This window comes from Bacillus sp. B2-WWTP-C-10-Post-4 (assembly GCF_009183805.1).
GTDB classification, from domain to species: domain Bacteria; phylum Bacillota; class Bacilli; order Bacillales; family Bacillaceae_G; genus Bacillus_A; species Bacillus_A cereus.
This window is the reverse complement of sequence record NZ_WEII01000049.1, coordinates 18802-35587: the sequence shown is the minus strand read 5'-3', so window position 1 is coordinate 35587 and position 16786 is coordinate 18802. Positions and strand designations below refer to the sequence as shown.

Below are 16786 nucleotides of genomic sequence, written 5' to 3'. Positions count from 1 at the left end.
ACGGGAGCAACTGGAATAACAGGCCCGACAGGTCCAACGGGAGCAACTGGAATAACAGGCCCGACAGGTCCAACGGGGGTAACCGGAATAACAGGCCCGACAGGTCCAACGGGGGTAACCGGAATAACAGGCCCGACAGGTCCAACGGGGGTAACCGGAATAACAGGCCCAACAGGTCCAACGGGATTTGAATCTGCATTCAGAGCTTTCAAATCTACTGATCAGTCCGTTACTGCTAATACACTGTCTATAGTAACATTTGAAACTACACAATTCGATTTAAATGGTGAATATGATGGTGTATCAACATTTATACCGCAACAAGATGGAGTATATTTAATTATTACTACTATAATTTTTAGTCCTACTGATGATACTCTAAATTATGTGACGGAAGTATTTATAACAGTTAACAGTGCTTTAATAGCAGGAGATGATAGCTTTTTTGGGGGGAATACTGGACTTTTAAATGCGGTAACAGTTTCTACCATAGTACAATTGAATGCAGGGGATATGGTGCAAGTTCAAGCTGGTAGTACCATAGATGGCGTTATTGCATCTCCGCTTCTTACAAATTTTCAAGCTGCGAGGTTTCCATCACCAGTTCCAAATACACTTTTCTTGTTAAATAATTTACCTGCAGATTGGAGTAAAAGGCCATTTAGTAGAAAATCATAATTATGTTTATTTTAAAAATAGCCTAAAGAAAATGATGGATTTAGATTAATTATGTCTATTAAGAATAAGAAAAGCCACCTAGATGAGTGGCTTTTCTTATTCTTAAATTATGGGATATACAGTTAAAACTAAATGACTACATAATTGGAAATAGTTAAACTTGTACTATTTTGGTTCAGGATAGTAATTTTAATATAAAATCTCAATAGGTATTTATTAACTTTACATCTCTAAAAGAATAATCGAACTTTTGCTATCACTATAGTTACATATAAACCGATTATCAAATGCAATATTTCATATTTTTAACTGTCAAAAAACTAGACTTATATTAGTATTTTTAACTTTCTCAAGTATTTTCAGAATATAAGAGAATAGATGTTTGGGTTATTTGTGATAGAATATTCTTAATAATATAATTTAAAGGAACAAAAAGGACCCATAGCGCAGCAAAAGTAGTGTGCAGCCACTCTTATGCTGTTCCCTAATTTGGATAGGGGAAACTATTGCCATGAGTCAGCCCAAGTATAACATGATATTTCAAATAAAATCCTCTATGGTACAGTTTTTCTATTGAAAAAATTCGGGAGGGTGTCTCGCGTTCAAGGAGGCTTCAATATGAATAAGGTGATAGGTCTTGGAGGTATTGTTTCAAGTGATGATATGAATTCGGCGAAATTGTCAAAAATAACAAATTTATCGCAGTCGAATTTATGGAAAACATTGAATGGGAAAGTACCTATGACTTTTACAAAACTAATGAAAATTTTGGATGGATTTGATTCTGAAGAAAAGAAAATGGAAGTAGTTCAGGAGTTTTTGAATGGTACCAATAAAGAATCGGATATACGACTTGCTATGTATTATTTATATTTAGCAGGTTATTCGGACCTACTTAGTGATCTTGTTGGAAAAGAGTATAAACAATCAGTAACAAATAATTATAGAGAGATTTTTCGTGTTTGTTTAGATAGACAAACTCGTTCATTAAGATCAGGGGAATTCCTTAAAGAAATAGAAGTGTTACGTACAAAGGTCAATTTAAATAAACCAGGAGTAAATATACTTGTGAACACTTTGAGTATCTATGGTTATTTTGATTTAGGGGCATACAATGTTTTAACAGTGCTACAAAGGATGATACAAGAAAAAATAAATCATATGCCAAAAGGTTTAGAAAAAACTTTAAATGAGGTGGAGTTAAACATAATATGCTCATATGCATATTTAATGCAAGATGAGGTGAAAATGGCTAGAGATTTATTGCAAAAAGTACTAGAAGAAGCAAGTGCTCCGGGTTTATTAAAAGCTACGGCATTAAGTATAGTCGCGGAAAGTTATATTTTCTGTAATCCAGATAAAGCATTTTATTATTTTGAGCTTTCACTTGTAGAGTTGAAGAAAATAAGAAATAACAAATCATTACTTAAAAGAAAGTTAGTGGAAAATACCCTCTCTTTTTGTTGTATTATTCATAATATTCATGTAAAATCTGGGTATATACATCATGATGCTGAAAGGGCGTTAAAGTATATACGTCAAAATAAGAAAAGTGAAGCTTCTGCAATATTAAATCAGATTGATAATCGAACCGCGATTCAAGACTTTTATTTATCGATAGCAACAAATGATGAGAAACTGCGTAGGAAAGCATATCATCGATTCTTAAAAGACGGCAATTTATTCTACATAAAAATCTTTGATATCTTAAAGTGAGGGACAATGAGAATGAAAAAAATAGTAGCTAGTTTAGTTATTACATGTACACTTACGTTATCGTTGTTATCTGTTGGTTTGGTATCAACTAATGATAATAAAGCCGCTGAAAAAGTAAAAGAAATACAAATAATGAAAATGGATCCGGGAACTTTAGGATAATAAATGATTTAAAATGCCATTGCATCTAAGGATGTGATGGCATTTCGTACGTTTAAGGGGTTATTCATTTTCTTCATTTTGGGATTTTTGAATAATTAAGGGTGATGGAGGATGGGTTATATGGGGAATTTAATAAAAGAAAAATCAGATAGGGATGTAGTTGAAAATAAAATGAAAGTATTATTAGAAAAAATATATAAAGGTGATAAGGAAGCTATTGAAAAGCTGAATAAAATAAAAAAAGCGATGGTTAGCAATTAAGCTAGTTATCGCTTTTTCGTTATAACTCTTTTTTGATTAAATTAATTATCTCTTCACGCTTTTTTGGATCGAGGTCATTAATTTGAAACATAATTTCTTTGAGATCATCTTTTAATGATTTTGACTCTGCTGAATTTAAACTTTTATATTCAGAGAGTCCCATGATATAGTCTGCTGACACTCCAGATAAACGAGATATTTTTTCAACGGTCTCTCTAGATGGGTTTCTATGGCCATTTTCGTATAAAGAAATCATGGTTTTTTTAGCATTTATAGCTTCTGCGAATTCAAGTTGACTCATTTTAAGAAGTTCTACCCGTATTTCTTTAATTCTAACACCAATTATATTTTTACTCATTAGTAAATCCTCCCCTTAAAATTCATTGATTATAGTCAATGAATTCCCTATATAGAATGTATCAAAAAGGTTTGCTACAAGACAACTAAAATTTTTTGAATAAAAAGGGTTGCTTGAAGCAAACTATTAGTATATACTCAAATTAACAAACAAGATGAAGGTGATAAAATGATGGTACTTGATACAGAAAAAGTTAAAATCTTAAGGACGAATCTTGGATATAGTCAAAGTTATGTTGCTGAAAAGATAGGTTATCGAAACAAATCGATCTACTGTAATTTAGAATTAGGTAACAGACAGCCAAGTATAACTAAATTGGTTAAGTTAGCAAAATTTTTAAATGTGACAACAGAGGAAATTTTAAAGGAGTCAGTATAAGACGACTTATTTTTTTACCTAAATGTTTGCTTGAAGCAAACTTAATGTTATACTTCATAAAATATTTTTACCTTTAATCAAAATTCCATAAGTAAATTACAGATATAAAGGAGCGAAAAAAATGGGATTAGATCAATTTATTAAAGAATCTATCCGTGAAGTTGTAAGAGAGGAAATTAGATCAGCAATAGCTGATTTACAACTACAATCACAACCAAATAAGGTTATGCGAGTAAAAGAAGCGGCAGCTTACCTCAACATTGCTGTTTGTAGAATGTACGAATTAGCAAATCACCCTAGGTTTCCAGTAATAAGAGAAGGGCGTAAACTTCTTTTCTTGCAAAAGGATTTAGAAGCTTGGCTTGAAACACAAAAGGAGGCGGACTAGTGGAAGATACAATATCATTAGCTATATTTGGATTGTCAATCACAGGTGGTTTATGGCTACTTTATGTTACTTATGAGCCAATAAGAAAATGGGCTTGGAGTAATGTAGAACAAAATAAAAAGACCCATGGCGGTGGGTCCGTTAGAAAAAACAAATTTCTATAAGTATACCATGGAAAGTAGGGAAATAGTACATGAATTTAATTGAATATCAGGTGCTATTACCTAATGAATTTTTGGGCTTAGCAAAAAGAAAAGATGAGTTGAAGCAAATAGTTGAGCAGTATTTCAAAAATGGTTATTCGCATTATGAAATTCAAGGAATCATCAAAAGTGGTCAAGCATATGTTGCAGTTTGTACGAGGAGGTAAACAGGTGGCAACATTTCGAGTAAATAAAAGTAAAAATTACACAACCATTAATAACACAGGTCTTCGAGATGAACGTTTAAGTTGGAAAGCAAAAGGGATATTGGCTTACATTTTATCGTTACCAGATGATTGGGTGTTTTACATGGAGGAAATATCTACTCATGCAAAAGATGGAATTGATAGTTTAAGGGTGGGAATGAAAGAACTGAAAAAATACGGTTACGTTAGAAGGTTTCCTGTAAAAAACGAAAAGGGAAAGATAACTAACTGGGAGACGATTATTTATGAAGTTCCACAAGTGGAGAATCCACAAATGGAAAAACCACAAGTGGAAGTTCCATTTGTGGAAAATCCAACACTACTAAGTACTAAAGAACTAAGTACTAATAAACAAAATATTAATATACAAAGTAGTAGTAGCATCTTCTCTTTCTACGAAAATAATTTCGGTATTTTAAATACATTCATCGCCGAAAGTATTTCGCAATGGGTAAACGATACAAGCGAAGAACTTGTACAAGCAGCTATGGAACGTGCTTTGAAACAGCAGAAGAAATGGAATTATGCTGAGGGCATTTTAAAACAGTGGGTTAATAAAAACATTCGAACTTTAGCGGATGTGAATGCAGCAGAAATAGAGTTTAAAAACAAAGGTAAAAAAGGAGAGAAAAACAATGCAAGCGTTAGGAAAAACAGTAGCTTCATCGAAAAATACGATTTTGAGTAAATTTAATCAAAGTTATGTGTTGTCTCCTAATAGATGTACAAATGTTTTCTTAGTCGGAAAAGACAAAATAAAAGACGTTTGTAATAAACGCTTACTTATAGATACAAAAACAAATCGAGAGTTTTGCCCGCAATGTATATCAGTAGAACAAGAGGACCAGCAACTTGCAAAAGAAACCCTTGCTATTAAGAAGAAAAACGAAATTATTCATTTATACGATTCGTTTTCAGATAACAGTCTTATTAATCCTAAGTTAAAAAAAGCGACATTCGATAACTATGAACCACCATCAATGGAATTAGCAAATGCTAAAGAAGTAATGATGAATTTTGCTAGAAATTTTGATCCTAACAATTCAGAAAGCATAGTAATTACGGGTGATTATAGAGTTGGAAAGAGTCATTTATGCGTAGCAGCTACAAAAGAAATTATGAGAAAAGGCTACAGCGCAATGTTTATAGAAATGAACGCACTCTTTACAAAGATTACATCTACTTGGAATAAAAATAGCGAATTAACAGAGGACAAGCTAATGTCTATCCTAGCAAATGTGGATGTACTTGTATTAGATGATTTTGGAGCCGAGTTCACAGAAAAAGATGCTGAGGGAGTTACTTGGAAGAAAACGAAAACAAAGGACATTCTCGAGCGCAGGCTAGGTAGAACGAACTTATTTACAACAAACTTTGGAGTTATGGAGTTAGCTGGAATGTACGGAGAGCGTGAGTTTAGTCGGATTATGGAAGATACACAAGTTTTGAAAATGCAAGGTGAAAATTACAGTTTGCGTAATTTCAAAAAGGAGGAATAAACATGTGTGTATTATGTCATGACACAGGAATTATTCGTAAAGAAACTTATCTGGGTGTAATTGAAACGAACGGTTGTAATTGTGAAGTAGCAAAGCAACAGCAAGAAGAAAATGATAAGCGTTGGCAAGCGTGGTTAATAAAATTTGAGTCAATGAAACAAGAGTTACAACGTAATAAACAACAAAAAGTTAGTTAACAAGGGGGAGAAAGCTATGAAAAATACAGGTTTTGCAAGAAAAGTGGACGGGCTAGGTCTTGTAGTAATTCCAGTAGAGTTACGCAGAACTTTAGGGATTGTCGAAGGTATGGCACTAGATTTTTATGTTGAGGGTGAAAATATTGTTCTAAGAAAATATGAAAATTCATGCTTTGTAACGGGTGAAGTTTCTGAAACCAACATAGAGTTGCTAGGTGGCCAAATGTTTTTAAGCAAGGAAGGGGCAATTGAATTACTGGATCTTATTCAGAAGAGTGATATGGTACATGCCTAAGCAACTAAACATTTTCGATGTAGAGCCAACAATTTGTGAGTTCGATGTAATGAAGGCAAATGTGAAGAGAGGAACTGGACGCACTAAATACGCTGACGTACGCGTCCAAGTTCCAACGAATGCAAAGTGTACGGATGAATTACCACGCACAACTAAACAAGATGATCGCTATGATATTTTTGAACAGTATGTAATGGGAATATGGAGATTTCAAAGAGCTGTAGATAAGTTTTTCAATTGGGATACAGCTGAAGAATTGTGTAAGGCAGCAAGGGATAAAAAAGAAATAATTCCGGTACGGGTTTATTTAGGAAGTGGTTTTAAACCTGATGTTGTCGAGTACATGCGGTAGTAAAAAGGAGAGGGACATATGAAAAAAATAGAAATTGATGTTAGCAGCAACAAACTTTTAATAGTGAAGGACGGAAATGTAACAGCAGTAAATCCGCCAATGAGTGGATTCGGTGAGCAAGTGGCGGTTTGGATAAACGGTAAGGTTGATCGTGTGGATACTAAGTTTACTGAAAAGATAAAATAATCATTTTTAGGAAGTAGGTTCATTTATGAGTGTAGCAAGAAATCATGAAGTGATGAAGGAATCACGTTTAAAAATATACATCGCTTTAGAAGAAGCTAACTTTATTTGGGATGAAAGAGATGTAGTACGTTTTCGTGAAATGTGGAATCAAGGTATGAGCTTACCGAAGATGGCAAAAGCGTTAAGGAGACACCAAGCGGAAGTTGCACTTCTTGTAATAGATCAAGCTGATAAGTATTTAATTGAAAATCGTCCAATAGGATTAGGGATTTGCTAAATAGGAAGGGGAAATCAAAATGAACATTATGGAAAATGGTGTATTAGAAGCAACTAAATTAATGAGTGAAGCAAAAAATGAGGAACAAATTATAAATGAAGATACAGTTTTACAGATTGCAAGTATCTTATCGATTAATGAATTAAATGATTATCAGGAAGCAACTTTACGAACTTGGAATAACAAAACTGATTTTGGAGGACGAGTTTCAAATGCAGCTTTAGGACTTACAGGCGAAGCTGGTGAAGTTGCCGATATTGTAAAAAAAGCAATTTATCATGGACATGGTTTCCAAACATCGCATTGTCCAGGAGAAGAGGATGGAAACACTTATAAATTAGCCTTAGAGCTTGGAGATATTCTGTATTACTTATCAATTATGGCGCACGAACTGGGATATACGTTACAAGATATTGGTGAAATGAATATTGCAAAATTAACTAAAAGATATCCTGATGGTTTTAATCGAGAAGCAAGTCAAACACGTGTAGATGTAAAGTAAGACCAAATTTGAATTTTGTAGAAAAAGAGCACTATTAGAATAGTGCCCAACTTCAATTCGCAGGAGAATTATGAGGAAACTTAAGTAGGTGGCTTAAGTTTCTCTGTAATAATTATGAACCTACAATTAAAAAAATGCCTATATTTTAGAGGGGAGTTAGGGAGTATTTGTATACAGTGAAATCCTTTTTGAAAATATCTTCAACTAATTGAATAGTTTCGGAGTCATAAAAACTTTCATATGTTGGGAGTCGTGGGAATATAGGGTCGGTAATATCAGCATCTGCATAGTTACCTTTAAAAATGGTGATCTCACTTTGATGATGCCATGACCTAGTTAATATATCTAAAGGGGACTTCTTTAAGCCATATATATTCTCTAAATTTGAAATTTCAGAAGAGAAATTTTCAAGGTGAATATAGTTTGTTACAAACTTTTCTTCATCTTGGATATATTGTTGCACATAGTGGGGGTTCACATCATCTAAATTTTTCATATGTGCTTTTAAGTAATATAAAAAAAGTTTAAAGGAGATTTTTTTATTACAGTTTTTATCATGATATAAAAACTGTCTAATTGGCTGCCATTCGGGATGCTCAATATTTGGTGGAGGGATTAGTGAGAGAAATGAACTTACTGCTCTTTTATAGGGATTTCTAACAAGTTTATATGTGGGTTTTTCATTTGTGTATAGTGCATGAGCAAGCCCAGTAAAGTAGTATACTGAATTTTTGTAAATGTCGAACTCATAATTATGGATGAATGGGTTATATTTAATGGCTTCCTTAAACAAGTTAATTTGATAAAAAAACCAATGAGCAAGTGATGTACATCCACTTTTTTGACTCCAAAATAATATTATGGGGAAATCTTGATGAAAATGAGGTCCTCGTGCGTATTTCATAATGAAGTCGTAAATATTTGAGTTCGTCATATGTTACCTCCCATCATATTCTAGAAATCTCATCTTTGTATACGGTATGGAGAAAATTCTATATATATGATAAAAGGCTTTGTAGGGCTATCAATTACTTTATAAAAGCGTTAATTGAAAACAAAAAAGAGCTTACAAAAGAGTAGGCTCTTAGAATGATAGGCTTTATGAGTAGTGAATTACCATACACCTTATGCTTTATTTTGTATAATCGTGAAAATAACATTGAATAAATAGAGCACATATTTAAATGTGCTCCTTTAAAAGGTGACAGCTTACAGAGTCTAATTTGTAAGCTGAATACATGTGCAGCCCATATTAATATATGTATTTTCTTATGAAGTGTGAAAAGAGAGCACTTTTTCATAGTGCTCTTTGTAAGGAGATTCCTATAAGTGAAACGATTCCATATCGATACTATATGCTTGTCTTATCAAAAGGTGAAAACTTTTATATAAATGTTTTTCATAATAACAAACTTAAGAGCACGCATTTAGCGATGCTCTTAGACAAGAAAAATTGATATTTATGGGTGGGTCCTCTTCATACAATATTATATGCTTGTCCAGTTTAAATGTTAAAAGTTTTTAATAAAAATGTTATTTTATAATCAATAAATAAAAGAACCCGTTTGTTATAAACGGATTCTTCACACAAGGTCTGCAAGAAATTCAAGGTAACTGGACCGGAGCACTTATTGAATTGCTTGTGATAATACTGTATGCAAAGGAACCAATAATGTTAATGAATTTTAAACAAGATCCTTATTTAACAACAAATAAAAAGAGTGCATTTTTATATGCACCCTTAGTAAGGTAGGTGAATGGTTTATGAGATATAGAAAATCTAAAAAATCGTAATCAGATTTTCACGAGTAAAGTTTTAATATTGTATGCCTTACATGGAATTATGGAGCCTGTCATTAAATAATCAAGAGCGCCTTGAGAGAAAAGCGCTCTGACTAAAACTAATGTTGAAAAAGAATACCCATAATATTCTATGTATGTTTTTGATTTAGGTGCGAGATTAAATAAAATCTTTATTTGAAATAAAAAAGGCCCTAGAGGACTAGGGCCAAGATTGAAGTATCATCTTTAAAGTGAAAGTAAAAAGAATGATATGATGTTATTTTAACACAAATCTTAAAATTAAGAAATAACGATATTAATAAAATCGTTATTTTGTTGAATGAAAAAAACCTCTCATTGAGAGACTTTTGAAAATGTTTATATTTTCAACTACCTTAAAAATCTTTTCTTGATATCTGGAGTAGGAATAAGACATTGGTTTTGTTTGCCAAACCATTTGTATCTATTTTCTGCAACTTTTTTGTAATAAAAGTTTCGAATAGGTTTTGGAATTATTAAAAGGATAAATAATAATTTACCACTTCCTTTTAAGTATTTACAAATATTCAGTATGGCATCGGATCCTGTATAAGCCCTATTATTATCAATTAATATCACACTATCTATTGTTTCGCTAATGTTGTATTGATTTAATAACTGAATGCCTATACTACTTTGGCGTGATGCAAATTTAAAATATTCTTTAGGATCTCTTTTAATAATAAACTGAACACTTTGATTACATAAGTTGCAGTACCCATCAAAAAGTATAATTCGTGTCATTAATAATCCCTTCTAAAACGTTTATTTTAATCTTTTTTATTTTAACGGAAAAGAGAATTTAAATACACTCATTTTAAATTATTGAATTACAAAGAACTTTTAATAAAAACGCTATTTGATACTAAAAATTAAAAGTGAAAAGAGCACTATAAATAAGTGCCCTTTCCAAGAGTGAGTATAAATACCTATCATTCTATACTAGTATATGCTGATAGATATAAATTGTGAAAAAATTGACAAAAAACTTATTTGATAAAAATATAACTAAGTTACAATAAATTCTACGATAATTGGAGTTGCTCCATCAAGTACATCTCCACCAGGAATGGTAATAGAAGAAGGGCCAACAGTAATAGTTGAGGTATCAGCTGTTTGGAGAACGCCATTAATATAGAGGTTGTAGTAAGAATATGAAGCTGGAAATGCTGTATTGGTCCCTATATCATTTGTAAAAGCTGTTGCAGCAATTGCAAATGTAGCACCAGTACCTGTCCCGGAGCTTGCTAAGCCGGTGAATTTTCTACCTGCCACAAAAGGTTTAACGATAGCCATTGAAATTCGCTCCTTTCTAAAATTAACTCGAACAAACTTTTAGAAAGCTTGGTCCTGTATTATATTTTATGGTTTACTTTTCAAAAAGAAACGGCTTATATATTAGCATATAAGTACAATTTTTATCATTTGTATATACAATTATTAGGGTTTCTAGGGTGCGTTTCGTGTTATTAGGAAGAGATAATTAGGGGGCTTTTGAATAAAAATTTCATTTTGTAGAAAAATGCCAAAGTAAAACGAGCACTTGTTCCAGAGTGCTCGCTTAAAAAACATTCCATGTATTGGGGTTATGTTTGTAAGTCATGAACCAGTAAATGACTGAAAAATAAGGTTCAAGATAGTTTATTCATTTTAGAGTAAATGGGTACCTGTACGGAAAAAAGAGCAGCTAGCAAAAGCTAACTGCTCTCCAGAAAAACGTTAAGAAGGAAGTTCAGAACTCAAGTGCATTTATAGTATGGACGGAATATTGAATTTTATTCAGGGGGTAGAGGGAAATGAGTAGTGCATGTACATGCCATATAGATAAAGATAAATGCTTTTGGTGCAGAGTTCGGATTGGGACATTTGGAACTAACTCATCGCAAGGAGTTTTTATGGAACTTTCTAATGGTAAAGAACTTAGATTTCATACACATGATATGAATAGTGCTCATGAATTAGCTGATGCATTAAGTGATAATGTGGTCAAATTGGATATGCCAAACGATAACAATTTAGACAAGCTTAATAGAATTCAAGAAATCATCAATTCTTAATAAAATAATCCTTTTAAAGTAAAACAAACAGAATATAGTCCGGCTAGAAAACTAGAGGACACCAATTCATTAAAGCAGCAATGAAAGCTGTTTTAGGAATAGGTGTCCTTTTTATTTTGAAAAGGGAGATGGGGAATTATGAAAGCACTTAAGGACCAATTACGCGAGTGGAAAAAGCAATCGAATAAAGCAAAAAAGAAAAGTAAGAAAAAACGGAAAGAGAAGTTAAACACTCGTGAGATTGAAGGTTTAATGGGTATTCATGGACCTCGTTATGAACGTAGACGTGGAGCATTAAGACAAAATTAATCTAAAAATAAAAAGGAGTGGTCTTACATGACTAAACAATTATCTTTCTTGCCAAAAATCGATAGAGTAGCAACGCAGAAAAAATTAGAAGGTGTTCTTGAAAGCGTACGTTTATATAGACAGTTTGGAATGATGCGTGAAGAAATGAAAGTCACTCCTTCTTATGAAATTAGATATCACGGACCTACAAATGATGTAGGAAAGCCATTAGAAAATGTAGCGATGGCTAATATACAGCAAAGTAAGCGAGAAGAGTGGGTGAAGCAAACGTCATTTCGTATTGATCAGTTTCTTATTCGTTTGGGTAATGGAAGTGCAGGAAAGGATCAAAGAAACATCATCATTAAGCGTTATTTAGAAGATGAAGATGTATGTGATTATGTGGTATATAACGAAATCGGCATGAGTGAGCGTACTTATCGACGTGTTAAGGCTAGGGTGTTTTATAAACTTGCTTTTGCTCTTAGATTAGAAGTTTATGAAACTGGAGGTAATGAATAATGAATTTTGTTCAGCCGATACGTGATCCAGAGCAAATACAGCAGTTAAAAGAATATTTTAAGGAAAAGAGTTTACGTAATTACATTCTCTTCATTATGGGAATCAATACAGGCCTGAGAATCTCGGATATTTTGAAACTGAAGGTAGGAGATGTTAAAGGCAGTCATATATCTATGCGAGAAAAGAAAACAGGGAAACAGAAACGAATACAAATTACTGCAGCATTGAAAAGAGAGCTTAAATGCTTTGTCGAAAAAAGAGAAGATAATGAGTACTTATTACAAAGTAGACAAGGTAGGAATCGTCCGATTGGTCGTAGTATGGCATATAAGATATTAAGTGGAGCTGCAGCAGAGTTTGGATTAGATGAAATAGGCACACATACGTTAAGAAAAACGTACGGGTATCACATGTACATGCAAACGAAAAACATAGCATTACTTATGGAGATATTCAATCACTCGTCAGAGAAGGTCACGTTACGTTATATAGGTGTAAACCAAGATGCAATGGATAAAGCAATGACTAAGTTTAAAATCTAATCACTGCTTATTTCTTTTTAAATCTAGGGGGATCGCCACATTCCTATCAACTTAAGAATTCAGGATTACCCCAAAACCAAAAAATAAGCTATTTTGTTACAAGCTAGCACAAAAATTCGTTTTTGGGTTACTAAAAAATTTTAACTTGATAACTATGTGGTGAGGGGCTACCTCCAGCATTTCGGACCCCCTCACGCTAAGCAAAAAATACAATAAGTCGCAATTCAATGTATCTAGAAATTTATAAAAATGCTTTCCAGATTGCTTAACTGGAGGGCTTTTTTTATTCTCATGATTCTCGATATAGAAAATCAATAAATAGGATCTACTTAACATTAGCTCCCGTTATCAGTAATTGGATAACTACTTAAAACCAAAAAGGAATTTGCCAATTTTTTTGCAAAACTCAATGGTGGTTCAATAGATTGGATATGAATATACATAATCAATGGTTTCATATATAACCAATGATTATGTAAGGCGCTAACAATAATCCCTTGTTGAACAATTGATTGCATAAATAAAGGAATTTCTTCTTGTAAAATAGCGATTTCTCCAAGGTTCAACGCATTACCATTTTGATCTAGCGATTCAAAAGATATCCCAACCGGTATCACTGAGGTGCTTGGTCGTCCTTGAACCAGCACTTTAATATTACGACGCAAGGAGACAGAACAAACACCTTGATTTATGTTGCTTTTTCCATTAAGAATTTTAGCAAATTGTTCACAAAGAAAATTAAGGTTGTTCATAAATCTTATACCCCTTTCTTATCAGATAAAAGTTACTATATAAGTATTAATACTCGTCCATTAGCTTTTATATAAGTAATTTAAGTAACTCTATCATTATATTTCCTCTTACATTCATGTCTCTTTTTAGTTCTTGAGAAACTTGACAACAGAACCGAGATTAATTCATCTACAAGAACTATTTAATGTCATTGAACATAATAAATTCTTTTACAAAGATACATACTATCCTTATGTAAATCGTTATAATACGAACACGCAATCTTAAGAGGAGGAGCTACTTATGTCTGAACATATAGAGATTATTTTGAGAACACTGTTATCTTTCTCGATTTTATTTATCGGAGCTAAAATATTAGGAAAGCAGATTATCGCTGAAATGAATACCTTTGATTTTATTGGTGCTATCTCTATCGGAAGTATTATTGCAAATTTAGCATTTAATTTAAATGTAAAAACTCATCATGCAGTTATAGCTTTTCTTATTTTAGTATTTGTCATTTTAATGGTTAGCTATATATCCATGAAAAGTCGGATAGGCAGAAAGGTATTTGCTGGAAATCCAACAGTCATTATGGAAAACGGAAAAATTTTAGAAAATAATATGCGGAAAATGCGCTATTCTCTAGATTATTTAAACCAACAATTAAGAGAGAATGGTATTTTTAATATTGAAGAAGTTCTTTATGTCGTAGTTGAAACAAATGGTAAAATATCTGTTTTGAAAAAACCTGAATATCGTACTGTTACAAAACAAGATTTAAATATACCAACAAAAAAAGAGTGTAAACTTCCCATCGAGCTAATTATGGATGGAGAAATTATGACAGAAAACCTAAGGCAAAACAATCACCCGGAGTTAGAATTACAATGTGAGCTAAAAAAACGTAACCTTAGCTACAAAGATGTTACGTATGCTGTACTTGCAGCAAATGGAAACATTTATATTGACACATATAAAGATAATATTACTTCTCCAATGGACCAAGAATAGGCTATTTCTTAAAAACACAGGTGAACATATATTAGCTTATCTCCAAGTAATAAAATCTCTCCATAACAAAAATTCTATGCAGTATTGATTACTGATAACGATAATTATGTAAATAAGCTGTCCACATGGGCAGTTTATTTTATTTTTGTCTTAGCTTGTTTTTCAAAATGTTAGTGGTATCTCTATACGGTTACTCATAATTTTCGCACTGTGTAACTCAAAAGAGAAAGTGAAATGAAATCAATGATATCAAGGGATTCAACGAAGAGTTCAGTTACACACAATATAAGATATGGGTAAGTCAGTTGAGCAAAATGTATAAGGTTAATTAATAATTGGGACATCGTTAGGAGAATTTAGGTTTATCAAGCAAATTATATTCTTATGACGATATCCCAACATTACTTAGAAAAATGATGTGAGAAATTTTAATTGATATGAAATTTAGTAGAGGATTGTACTTGTGCCTTAAATAGTATAACTAATTACTCATAGATTAAGTTATTCCTATTATTAAACTATGAAATCAGCAAAATGGAATACCATAGAGGGATCTGCAACGGAAAGACCAGGATTTGTAGGGTTAGAAAGGCCAGATCCACCAACAACTTCAATTTCAAGTTTTCCACGTAATGGACGTTCTCCTACTAAATAATCTCCTGTGGATTTAACATGAAGAATTCCGTTTACAAAAGAACTAATATCAAACTCTAATCGAGTACAACTCATTGGAGGGATAATTGTTAGACCAAGCCCTTCCAGAAAAGGTCTTTCATTCTCAGTAATTATAAAGGGAAGTGGTGTACCATCAACCGAGATTTGTACAGGAGGACAATACTCGATTACCACATCAGCTTCTAGCGATTGTCTTGTTGGATTCTTAAGGATAATTACAAGCCTATTATTTGGTTGTCCAACCGCAGCATTTAATGGAACTAGAAAAGGTCCTGTAGTAATCGTATTCTTTCTAACATGACATTTTGATTTATAACTGGACATAAAATCATCTCCTATTAAAAATACTTTCTGTATATCTTATTAACATTAAACGTAAGTTGTACAGGCTGATATAGCATAAGAAGCATTGGATTATAGTAAAGTCCTTCATTATAACTTACCTGCAGTATTCATGTGGAATTTAATATTAGTGGCAGAGTCGTGACCGCTTTTTGGCAGAAAATGTGCCGGTCGTTTTGGAATCAACGTGATATATTTGTATTGTGGGAAGTGGCGGAAAACACAACTCATTAAGATTCCTTTATAATCTATATGTTGTCTAAACGGTTTCATAATGATAGCACATAAAATCCGAAACCAGCAGATGGTAATGATTGAATGATACCGTTATTAGGGAGAGCTTTTGCTCTTCTTCCAGTTACTTAATATTGTTAATGCATATCAGTAGATCATCATTAAGTGACTGGAAGAAGGATGAAACTTCACGTACCGGAATTAAAATACAAATTAATAATTTTAAAAAAAGCATCCATTCGGGTGCTTTTTATTTTGGAGGGATGAAAGATGAGTGAACAAATGAGTGCACTATCAGTGAAGGTAGAAGTTGATACAAAAGAAGCAAACGAAAATATTAAAGAATTAACTGCTGCAATCAATGAATGTGTAGAAACATTTGAGAAGTTGGATAAGGTTATGGGGAGGTTTACTAATAAGAACAATTCAATTGAAATAGAAGTTCCTGTTCTTATAAACGGAAAGAAAATAGCTGAAGCGATTACTAATGTAAAAAAGCCTGAATTAATTCAAAAGATTAATTATAGTGAATTGGTTAGGATGGATTCTAAAGTTGGTATTTCATTAGATGGAAAACTAATTCTTGAAACTATAGCTGGACACACAATGGATGGTTTTAAAATGACGGCAACTGATATCAAGGGAGTGAAATAAATGAAACTAACTAAACAAGAACAAGCGGTTGCAATTGGTACATTCATTTCTATGCTAGGACAAGAGCTTGTGAACGAACGTATCGATAAACAGAAATTAGAAAGTGTACTTCCTATCTTTAATGAAATGCAAGATAATACAACACCAAAGCAAAAGAGAGAAGCAATGATCAGTTTGCTTGGTAAAGCGGTAGATGAATTCTTAGAAAAATAGCCATAAAAAAAGGAAAAGTAACTCGCTTTGGGGT

27 protein-coding genes and 2 pseudogenes are annotated in these 16786 nt (G+C 32.6%); 23 read left to right on the top strand and 6 right to left on the bottom strand.

Annotated elements, in window-relative coordinates:
- The 4 genes and pseudogenes from GBN78_RS30650 to GBN78_RS30285 all read left to right on the top strand — a co-directional run.
- Positions 1–678, top strand: a pseudogene (locus tag GBN78_RS30650) (hypothetical protein); the annotation flags it as partial.
- 618 nt (positions 679–1296) lie between these two features.
- Positions 1297–2394, top strand: a complete 1098-nt coding sequence (locus GBN78_RS18690) for an AimR family lysis-lysogeny pheromone receptor (RefSeq protein WP_152127610.1) — start codon at positions 1297–1299, stop codon at positions 2392–2394.
- Between the two features lie 12 nt (positions 2395–2406).
- Complete coding sequence (locus GBN78_RS30290) at positions 2407–2556, top strand: hypothetical protein (protein WP_193224747.1); 150 nt, start codon at positions 2407–2409, stop codon at positions 2554–2556.
- A gap of 120 nt (positions 2557–2676) precedes the next feature.
- A complete protein-coding gene (locus GBN78_RS30285) occupies positions 2677–2817 on the top strand; it encodes a hypothetical protein (RefSeq protein WP_193224749.1) in 141 nt (46 codons plus the stop codon).
- Positions 2818–2836: 19 nt separating this feature from the next.
- On the opposite strand, the gene GBN78_RS18685 is transcribed toward GBN78_RS30285, so the two are convergent.
- Positions 2837–3175, bottom strand: a complete 339-nt coding sequence (locus GBN78_RS18685; protein WP_152127609.1) for a helix-turn-helix domain-containing protein — start codon at positions 3173–3175, stop codon at positions 2837–2839.
- A 171-nt stretch (positions 3176–3346) separates the two neighbouring features.
- Between GBN78_RS18685 and GBN78_RS18680 the strand changes: the two genes are divergently transcribed.
- From GBN78_RS18680 to GBN78_RS18635, 12 genes are all read left to right on the top strand, one after another.
- Complete coding sequence (locus tag GBN78_RS18680) at positions 3347–3553, top strand: helix-turn-helix domain-containing protein (RefSeq protein ID WP_000242167.1); 207 nt, start codon at positions 3347–3349, stop codon at positions 3551–3553.
- 121 nt (positions 3554–3674) lie between these two features.
- Positions 3675–3941 (top strand): helix-turn-helix domain-containing protein, encoded by a 267-nt coding sequence (locus tag GBN78_RS18675; RefSeq protein ID WP_000522017.1) that lies wholly within the window; start codon positions 3675–3677, stop codon positions 3939–3941.
- Entirely contained in the window at positions 3941–4105 is a 165-nt protein-coding gene (locus GBN78_RS30280) for a hypothetical protein (protein ID WP_193224746.1), read from the top strand. Before GBN78_RS18675 ends, GBN78_RS30280 begins: the two co-directional genes overlap by 1 nt.
- A 29-nt stretch (positions 4106–4134) precedes the next feature.
- A complete protein-coding gene (locus tag GBN78_RS30275) occupies positions 4135–4311 on the top strand; it encodes a hypothetical protein (RefSeq protein ID WP_193224745.1) in 177 nt (58 codons plus the stop codon).
- Between the two features lie 4 nt (positions 4312–4315).
- Positions 4316–5038 (top strand): DnaD domain protein, encoded by a 723-nt coding sequence (locus tag GBN78_RS18670; RefSeq protein WP_152127608.1) that lies wholly within the window; start codon positions 4316–4318, stop codon positions 5036–5038.
- The gene (locus GBN78_RS18665) at positions 4986–5849 is read left to right on the top strand and encodes an ATP-binding protein (protein WP_152127607.1); all 864 of its coding nucleotides are present in this window, start codon (positions 4986–4988) and stop codon (positions 5847–5849) included. The genes GBN78_RS18670 and GBN78_RS18665 overlap by 53 nt, the downstream gene beginning before the upstream one ends.
- Positions 5850–5851: 2 nt before the next feature.
- Complete coding sequence (locus GBN78_RS18660) at positions 5852–6046, top strand: hypothetical protein (RefSeq protein WP_048567695.1); 195 nt, start codon at positions 5852–5854, stop codon at positions 6044–6046.
- A 16-nt stretch (positions 6047–6062) separates the two neighbouring features.
- Complete coding sequence (locus GBN78_RS18655; protein ID WP_152127606.1) at positions 6063–6341, top strand: AbrB/MazE/SpoVT family DNA-binding domain-containing protein; 279 nt, start codon at positions 6063–6065, stop codon at positions 6339–6341.
- On the top strand, positions 6334–6693 hold the full coding sequence (locus GBN78_RS18650) for a cell division protein SepF (RefSeq protein WP_152127605.1): 360 nt from the start codon (positions 6334–6336) through the stop codon (positions 6691–6693). Before GBN78_RS18655 ends, GBN78_RS18650 begins: the two co-directional genes overlap by 8 nt.
- An 18-nt stretch (positions 6694–6711) precedes the next feature.
- Positions 6712–6879, top strand: a complete 168-nt coding sequence (locus tag GBN78_RS18645; protein ID WP_000717825.1) for a DUF3954 domain-containing protein — start codon at positions 6712–6714, stop codon at positions 6877–6879.
- Between the two features lie 25 nt (positions 6880–6904).
- Positions 6905–7156 (top strand): helix-turn-helix domain containing protein, encoded by a 252-nt coding sequence (locus GBN78_RS18640; protein ID WP_152127604.1) that lies wholly within the window; start codon positions 6905–6907, stop codon positions 7154–7156.
- 19 nt (positions 7157–7175) lie between these two features.
- Entirely contained in the window at positions 7176–7658 is a 483-nt protein-coding gene (locus GBN78_RS18635; RefSeq protein WP_152127603.1) for a nucleoside triphosphate pyrophosphohydrolase family protein, read from the top strand.
- 145 nt (positions 7659–7803) lie between these two features.
- On the opposite strand, the gene GBN78_RS18630 is transcribed toward GBN78_RS18635, so the two are convergent.
- The 3 genes from GBN78_RS18630 to GBN78_RS18620 form a co-directional block, all read right to left on the bottom strand.
- Positions 7804–8592, bottom strand: coding sequence for a sulfotransferase family 2 domain-containing protein (locus tag GBN78_RS18630; RefSeq protein WP_152127602.1), 789 nt, complete (start codon positions 8590–8592; stop codon positions 7804–7806).
- 1238 nt (positions 8593–9830) lie between these two features.
- Positions 9831–10223 carry a thiol-disulfide oxidoreductase DCC family protein gene (locus tag GBN78_RS18625; RefSeq protein ID WP_152127601.1) on the bottom strand — a complete coding sequence of 131 codons (393 nt, stop codon included), beginning with the start codon at positions 10221–10223 and terminating at the stop codon, positions 9831–9833.
- A gap of 264 nt (positions 10224–10487) precedes the next feature.
- Positions 10488–10775, bottom strand: a complete 288-nt coding sequence (locus GBN78_RS18620; protein ID WP_044585247.1) for a DUF4183 domain-containing protein — start codon at positions 10773–10775, stop codon at positions 10488–10490.
- 500 nt (positions 10776–11275) lie between these two features.
- On the opposite strand from GBN78_RS18620, the gene GBN78_RS18615 reads away from it, so the two are divergent.
- The 4 genes from GBN78_RS18615 (at position 11276) to GBN78_RS18605 (ending at position 12888) form a co-directional block, all read left to right on the top strand.
- Positions 11276–11536: a hypothetical protein gene (locus tag GBN78_RS18615; RefSeq protein ID WP_179877398.1), complete on the top strand. Its 261-nt coding sequence runs from the start codon at positions 11276–11278 to the stop codon at positions 11534–11536.
- Between the two features lie 138 nt (positions 11537–11674).
- Positions 11675–11845 carry a hypothetical protein gene (locus GBN78_RS30270; RefSeq protein ID WP_193224744.1) on the top strand — a complete coding sequence of 57 codons (171 nt, stop codon included), beginning with the start codon at positions 11675–11677 and terminating at the stop codon, positions 11843–11845.
- 27 nt (positions 11846–11872) lie between these two features.
- A complete protein-coding gene (locus GBN78_RS18610; RefSeq protein ID WP_152127600.1) occupies positions 11873–12346 on the top strand; it encodes an ArpU family phage packaging/lysis transcriptional regulator in 474 nt (157 codons plus the stop codon).
- A complete protein-coding gene (locus tag GBN78_RS18605) occupies positions 12346–12888 on the top strand; it encodes a site-specific integrase (RefSeq protein WP_001012157.1) in 543 nt (180 codons plus the stop codon). The genes GBN78_RS18610 and GBN78_RS18605 overlap by 1 nt, the downstream gene beginning before the upstream one ends.
- 335 nt (positions 12889–13223) lie before the next feature.
- Here the strand turns inward: GBN78_RS18605 and GBN78_RS18600 are convergent, their stop codons facing one another.
- Positions 13224–13640 (bottom strand): DUF1259 domain-containing protein, encoded by a 417-nt coding sequence (locus GBN78_RS18600; RefSeq protein WP_001061495.1) that lies wholly within the window; start codon positions 13638–13640, stop codon positions 13224–13226.
- 283 nt (positions 13641–13923) lie between these two features.
- Here GBN78_RS18600 and GBN78_RS18595 point away from each other — a divergent pair, with 283 nt between their 5' ends.
- On the top strand, positions 13924–14634 hold the full coding sequence (locus GBN78_RS18595) for a DUF421 domain-containing protein (protein WP_050822733.1): 711 nt from the start codon (positions 13924–13926) through the stop codon (positions 14632–14634).
- A gap of 513 nt (positions 14635–15147) precedes the next feature.
- Here GBN78_RS18595 and GBN78_RS18590 read toward each other — a convergent pair.
- A complete protein-coding gene (locus tag GBN78_RS18590; protein ID WP_000100518.1) occupies positions 15148–15633 on the bottom strand; it encodes a hypothetical protein in 486 nt (161 codons plus the stop codon).
- A 522-nt stretch (positions 15634–16155) separates the two neighbouring features.
- On the opposite strand from GBN78_RS18590, the pseudogene GBN78_RS31195 reads away from it, so the two are divergent.
- Positions 16156–16389: pseudogene (locus GBN78_RS31195) on the top strand (hypothetical protein); the annotation flags it as partial.
- Positions 16390–16539: 150 nt separating this feature from the next.
- A complete protein-coding gene (locus GBN78_RS18575; RefSeq protein ID WP_098283065.1) occupies positions 16540–16752 on the top strand; it encodes a hypothetical protein in 213 nt (70 codons plus the stop codon).
- Positions 16753–16786: the final 34 nt, after the last annotated feature.

Excerpts from the sequence above, each read along its gene's own strand:
- GBN78_RS18690 (WP_152127610.1), top strand. The coding sequence starts at position 1,297 with ATGAATAAGGTGATAGGTCTTGGAGGTATTGTTTCAAGTGATGATATG.
- GBN78_RS30290 (WP_193224747.1), top strand. The coding sequence starts at position 2,407 with ATGAAAAAAATAGTAGCTAGTTTAGTTATTACATGTACACTTACGTTA.
- GBN78_RS30285 (WP_193224749.1), top strand. The coding sequence starts at position 2,677 with ATGGGGAATTTAATAAAAGAAAAATCAGATAGGGATGTAGTTGAAAAT.
- GBN78_RS18685 (WP_152127609.1), bottom strand. The coding sequence starts at position 3,175 with ATGAGTAAAAATATAATTGGTGTTAGAATTAAAGAAATACGGGTAGAA.
- GBN78_RS18680 (WP_000242167.1), top strand. The coding sequence starts at position 3,347 with ATGGTACTTGATACAGAAAAAGTTAAAATCTTAAGGACGAATCTTGGA.
- GBN78_RS18675 (WP_000522017.1), top strand. The coding sequence starts at position 3,675 with ATGGGATTAGATCAATTTATTAAAGAATCTATCCGTGAAGTTGTAAGA.
- GBN78_RS30275 (WP_193224745.1), top strand. The coding sequence starts at position 4,135 with ATGAATTTAATTGAATATCAGGTGCTATTACCTAATGAATTTTTGGGC.
- GBN78_RS18665 (WP_152127607.1), top strand. The coding sequence starts at position 4,986 with ATGCAAGCGTTAGGAAAAACAGTAGCTTCATCGAAAAATACGATTTTG.
- GBN78_RS18660 (WP_048567695.1), top strand. The coding sequence starts at position 5,852 with ATGTGTGTATTATGTCATGACACAGGAATTATTCGTAAAGAAACTTAT.
- GBN78_RS18655 (WP_152127606.1), top strand. The coding sequence starts at position 6,063 with ATGAAAAATACAGGTTTTGCAAGAAAAGTGGACGGGCTAGGTCTTGTA.
- GBN78_RS18650 (WP_152127605.1), top strand. The coding sequence starts at position 6,334 with ATGCCTAAGCAACTAAACATTTTCGATGTAGAGCCAACAATTTGTGAG.
- GBN78_RS18645 (WP_000717825.1), top strand. The coding sequence starts at position 6,712 with ATGAAAAAAATAGAAATTGATGTTAGCAGCAACAAACTTTTAATAGTG.
- GBN78_RS18640 (WP_152127604.1), top strand. The coding sequence starts at position 6,905 with ATGAGTGTAGCAAGAAATCATGAAGTGATGAAGGAATCACGTTTAAAA.
- GBN78_RS18635 (WP_152127603.1), top strand. The coding sequence starts at position 7,176 with ATGAACATTATGGAAAATGGTGTATTAGAAGCAACTAAATTAATGAGT.
- GBN78_RS18630 (WP_152127602.1), bottom strand. The coding sequence starts at position 8,592 with ATGACGAACTCAAATATTTACGACTTCATTATGAAATACGCACGAGGA.
- GBN78_RS18625 (WP_152127601.1), bottom strand. The coding sequence starts at position 10,223 with ATGACACGAATTATACTTTTTGATGGGTACTGCAACTTATGTAATCAA.
- GBN78_RS18620 (WP_044585247.1), bottom strand. The coding sequence starts at position 10,775 with ATGGCTATCGTTAAACCTTTTGTGGCAGGTAGAAAATTCACCGGCTTA.
- GBN78_RS18615 (WP_179877398.1), top strand. The coding sequence starts at position 11,276 with ATGAGTAGTGCATGTACATGCCATATAGATAAAGATAAATGCTTTTGG.
- GBN78_RS30270 (WP_193224744.1), top strand. The coding sequence starts at position 11,675 with ATGAAAGCACTTAAGGACCAATTACGCGAGTGGAAAAAGCAATCGAAT.
- GBN78_RS18610 (WP_152127600.1), top strand. The coding sequence starts at position 11,873 with ATGACTAAACAATTATCTTTCTTGCCAAAAATCGATAGAGTAGCAACG.
- GBN78_RS18605 (WP_001012157.1), top strand. The coding sequence starts at position 12,346 with ATGAATTTTGTTCAGCCGATACGTGATCCAGAGCAAATACAGCAGTTA.
- GBN78_RS18600 (WP_001061495.1), bottom strand. The coding sequence starts at position 13,640 with ATGAACAACCTTAATTTTCTTTGTGAACAATTTGCTAAAATTCTTAAT.
- GBN78_RS18595 (WP_050822733.1), top strand. The coding sequence starts at position 13,924 with ATGTCTGAACATATAGAGATTATTTTGAGAACACTGTTATCTTTCTCG.
- GBN78_RS18590 (WP_000100518.1), bottom strand. The coding sequence starts at position 15,633 with ATGTCCAGTTATAAATCAAAATGTCATGTTAGAAAGAATACGATTACT.
- GBN78_RS18575 (WP_098283065.1), top strand. The coding sequence starts at position 16,540 with ATGAAACTAACTAAACAAGAACAAGCGGTTGCAATTGGTACATTCATT.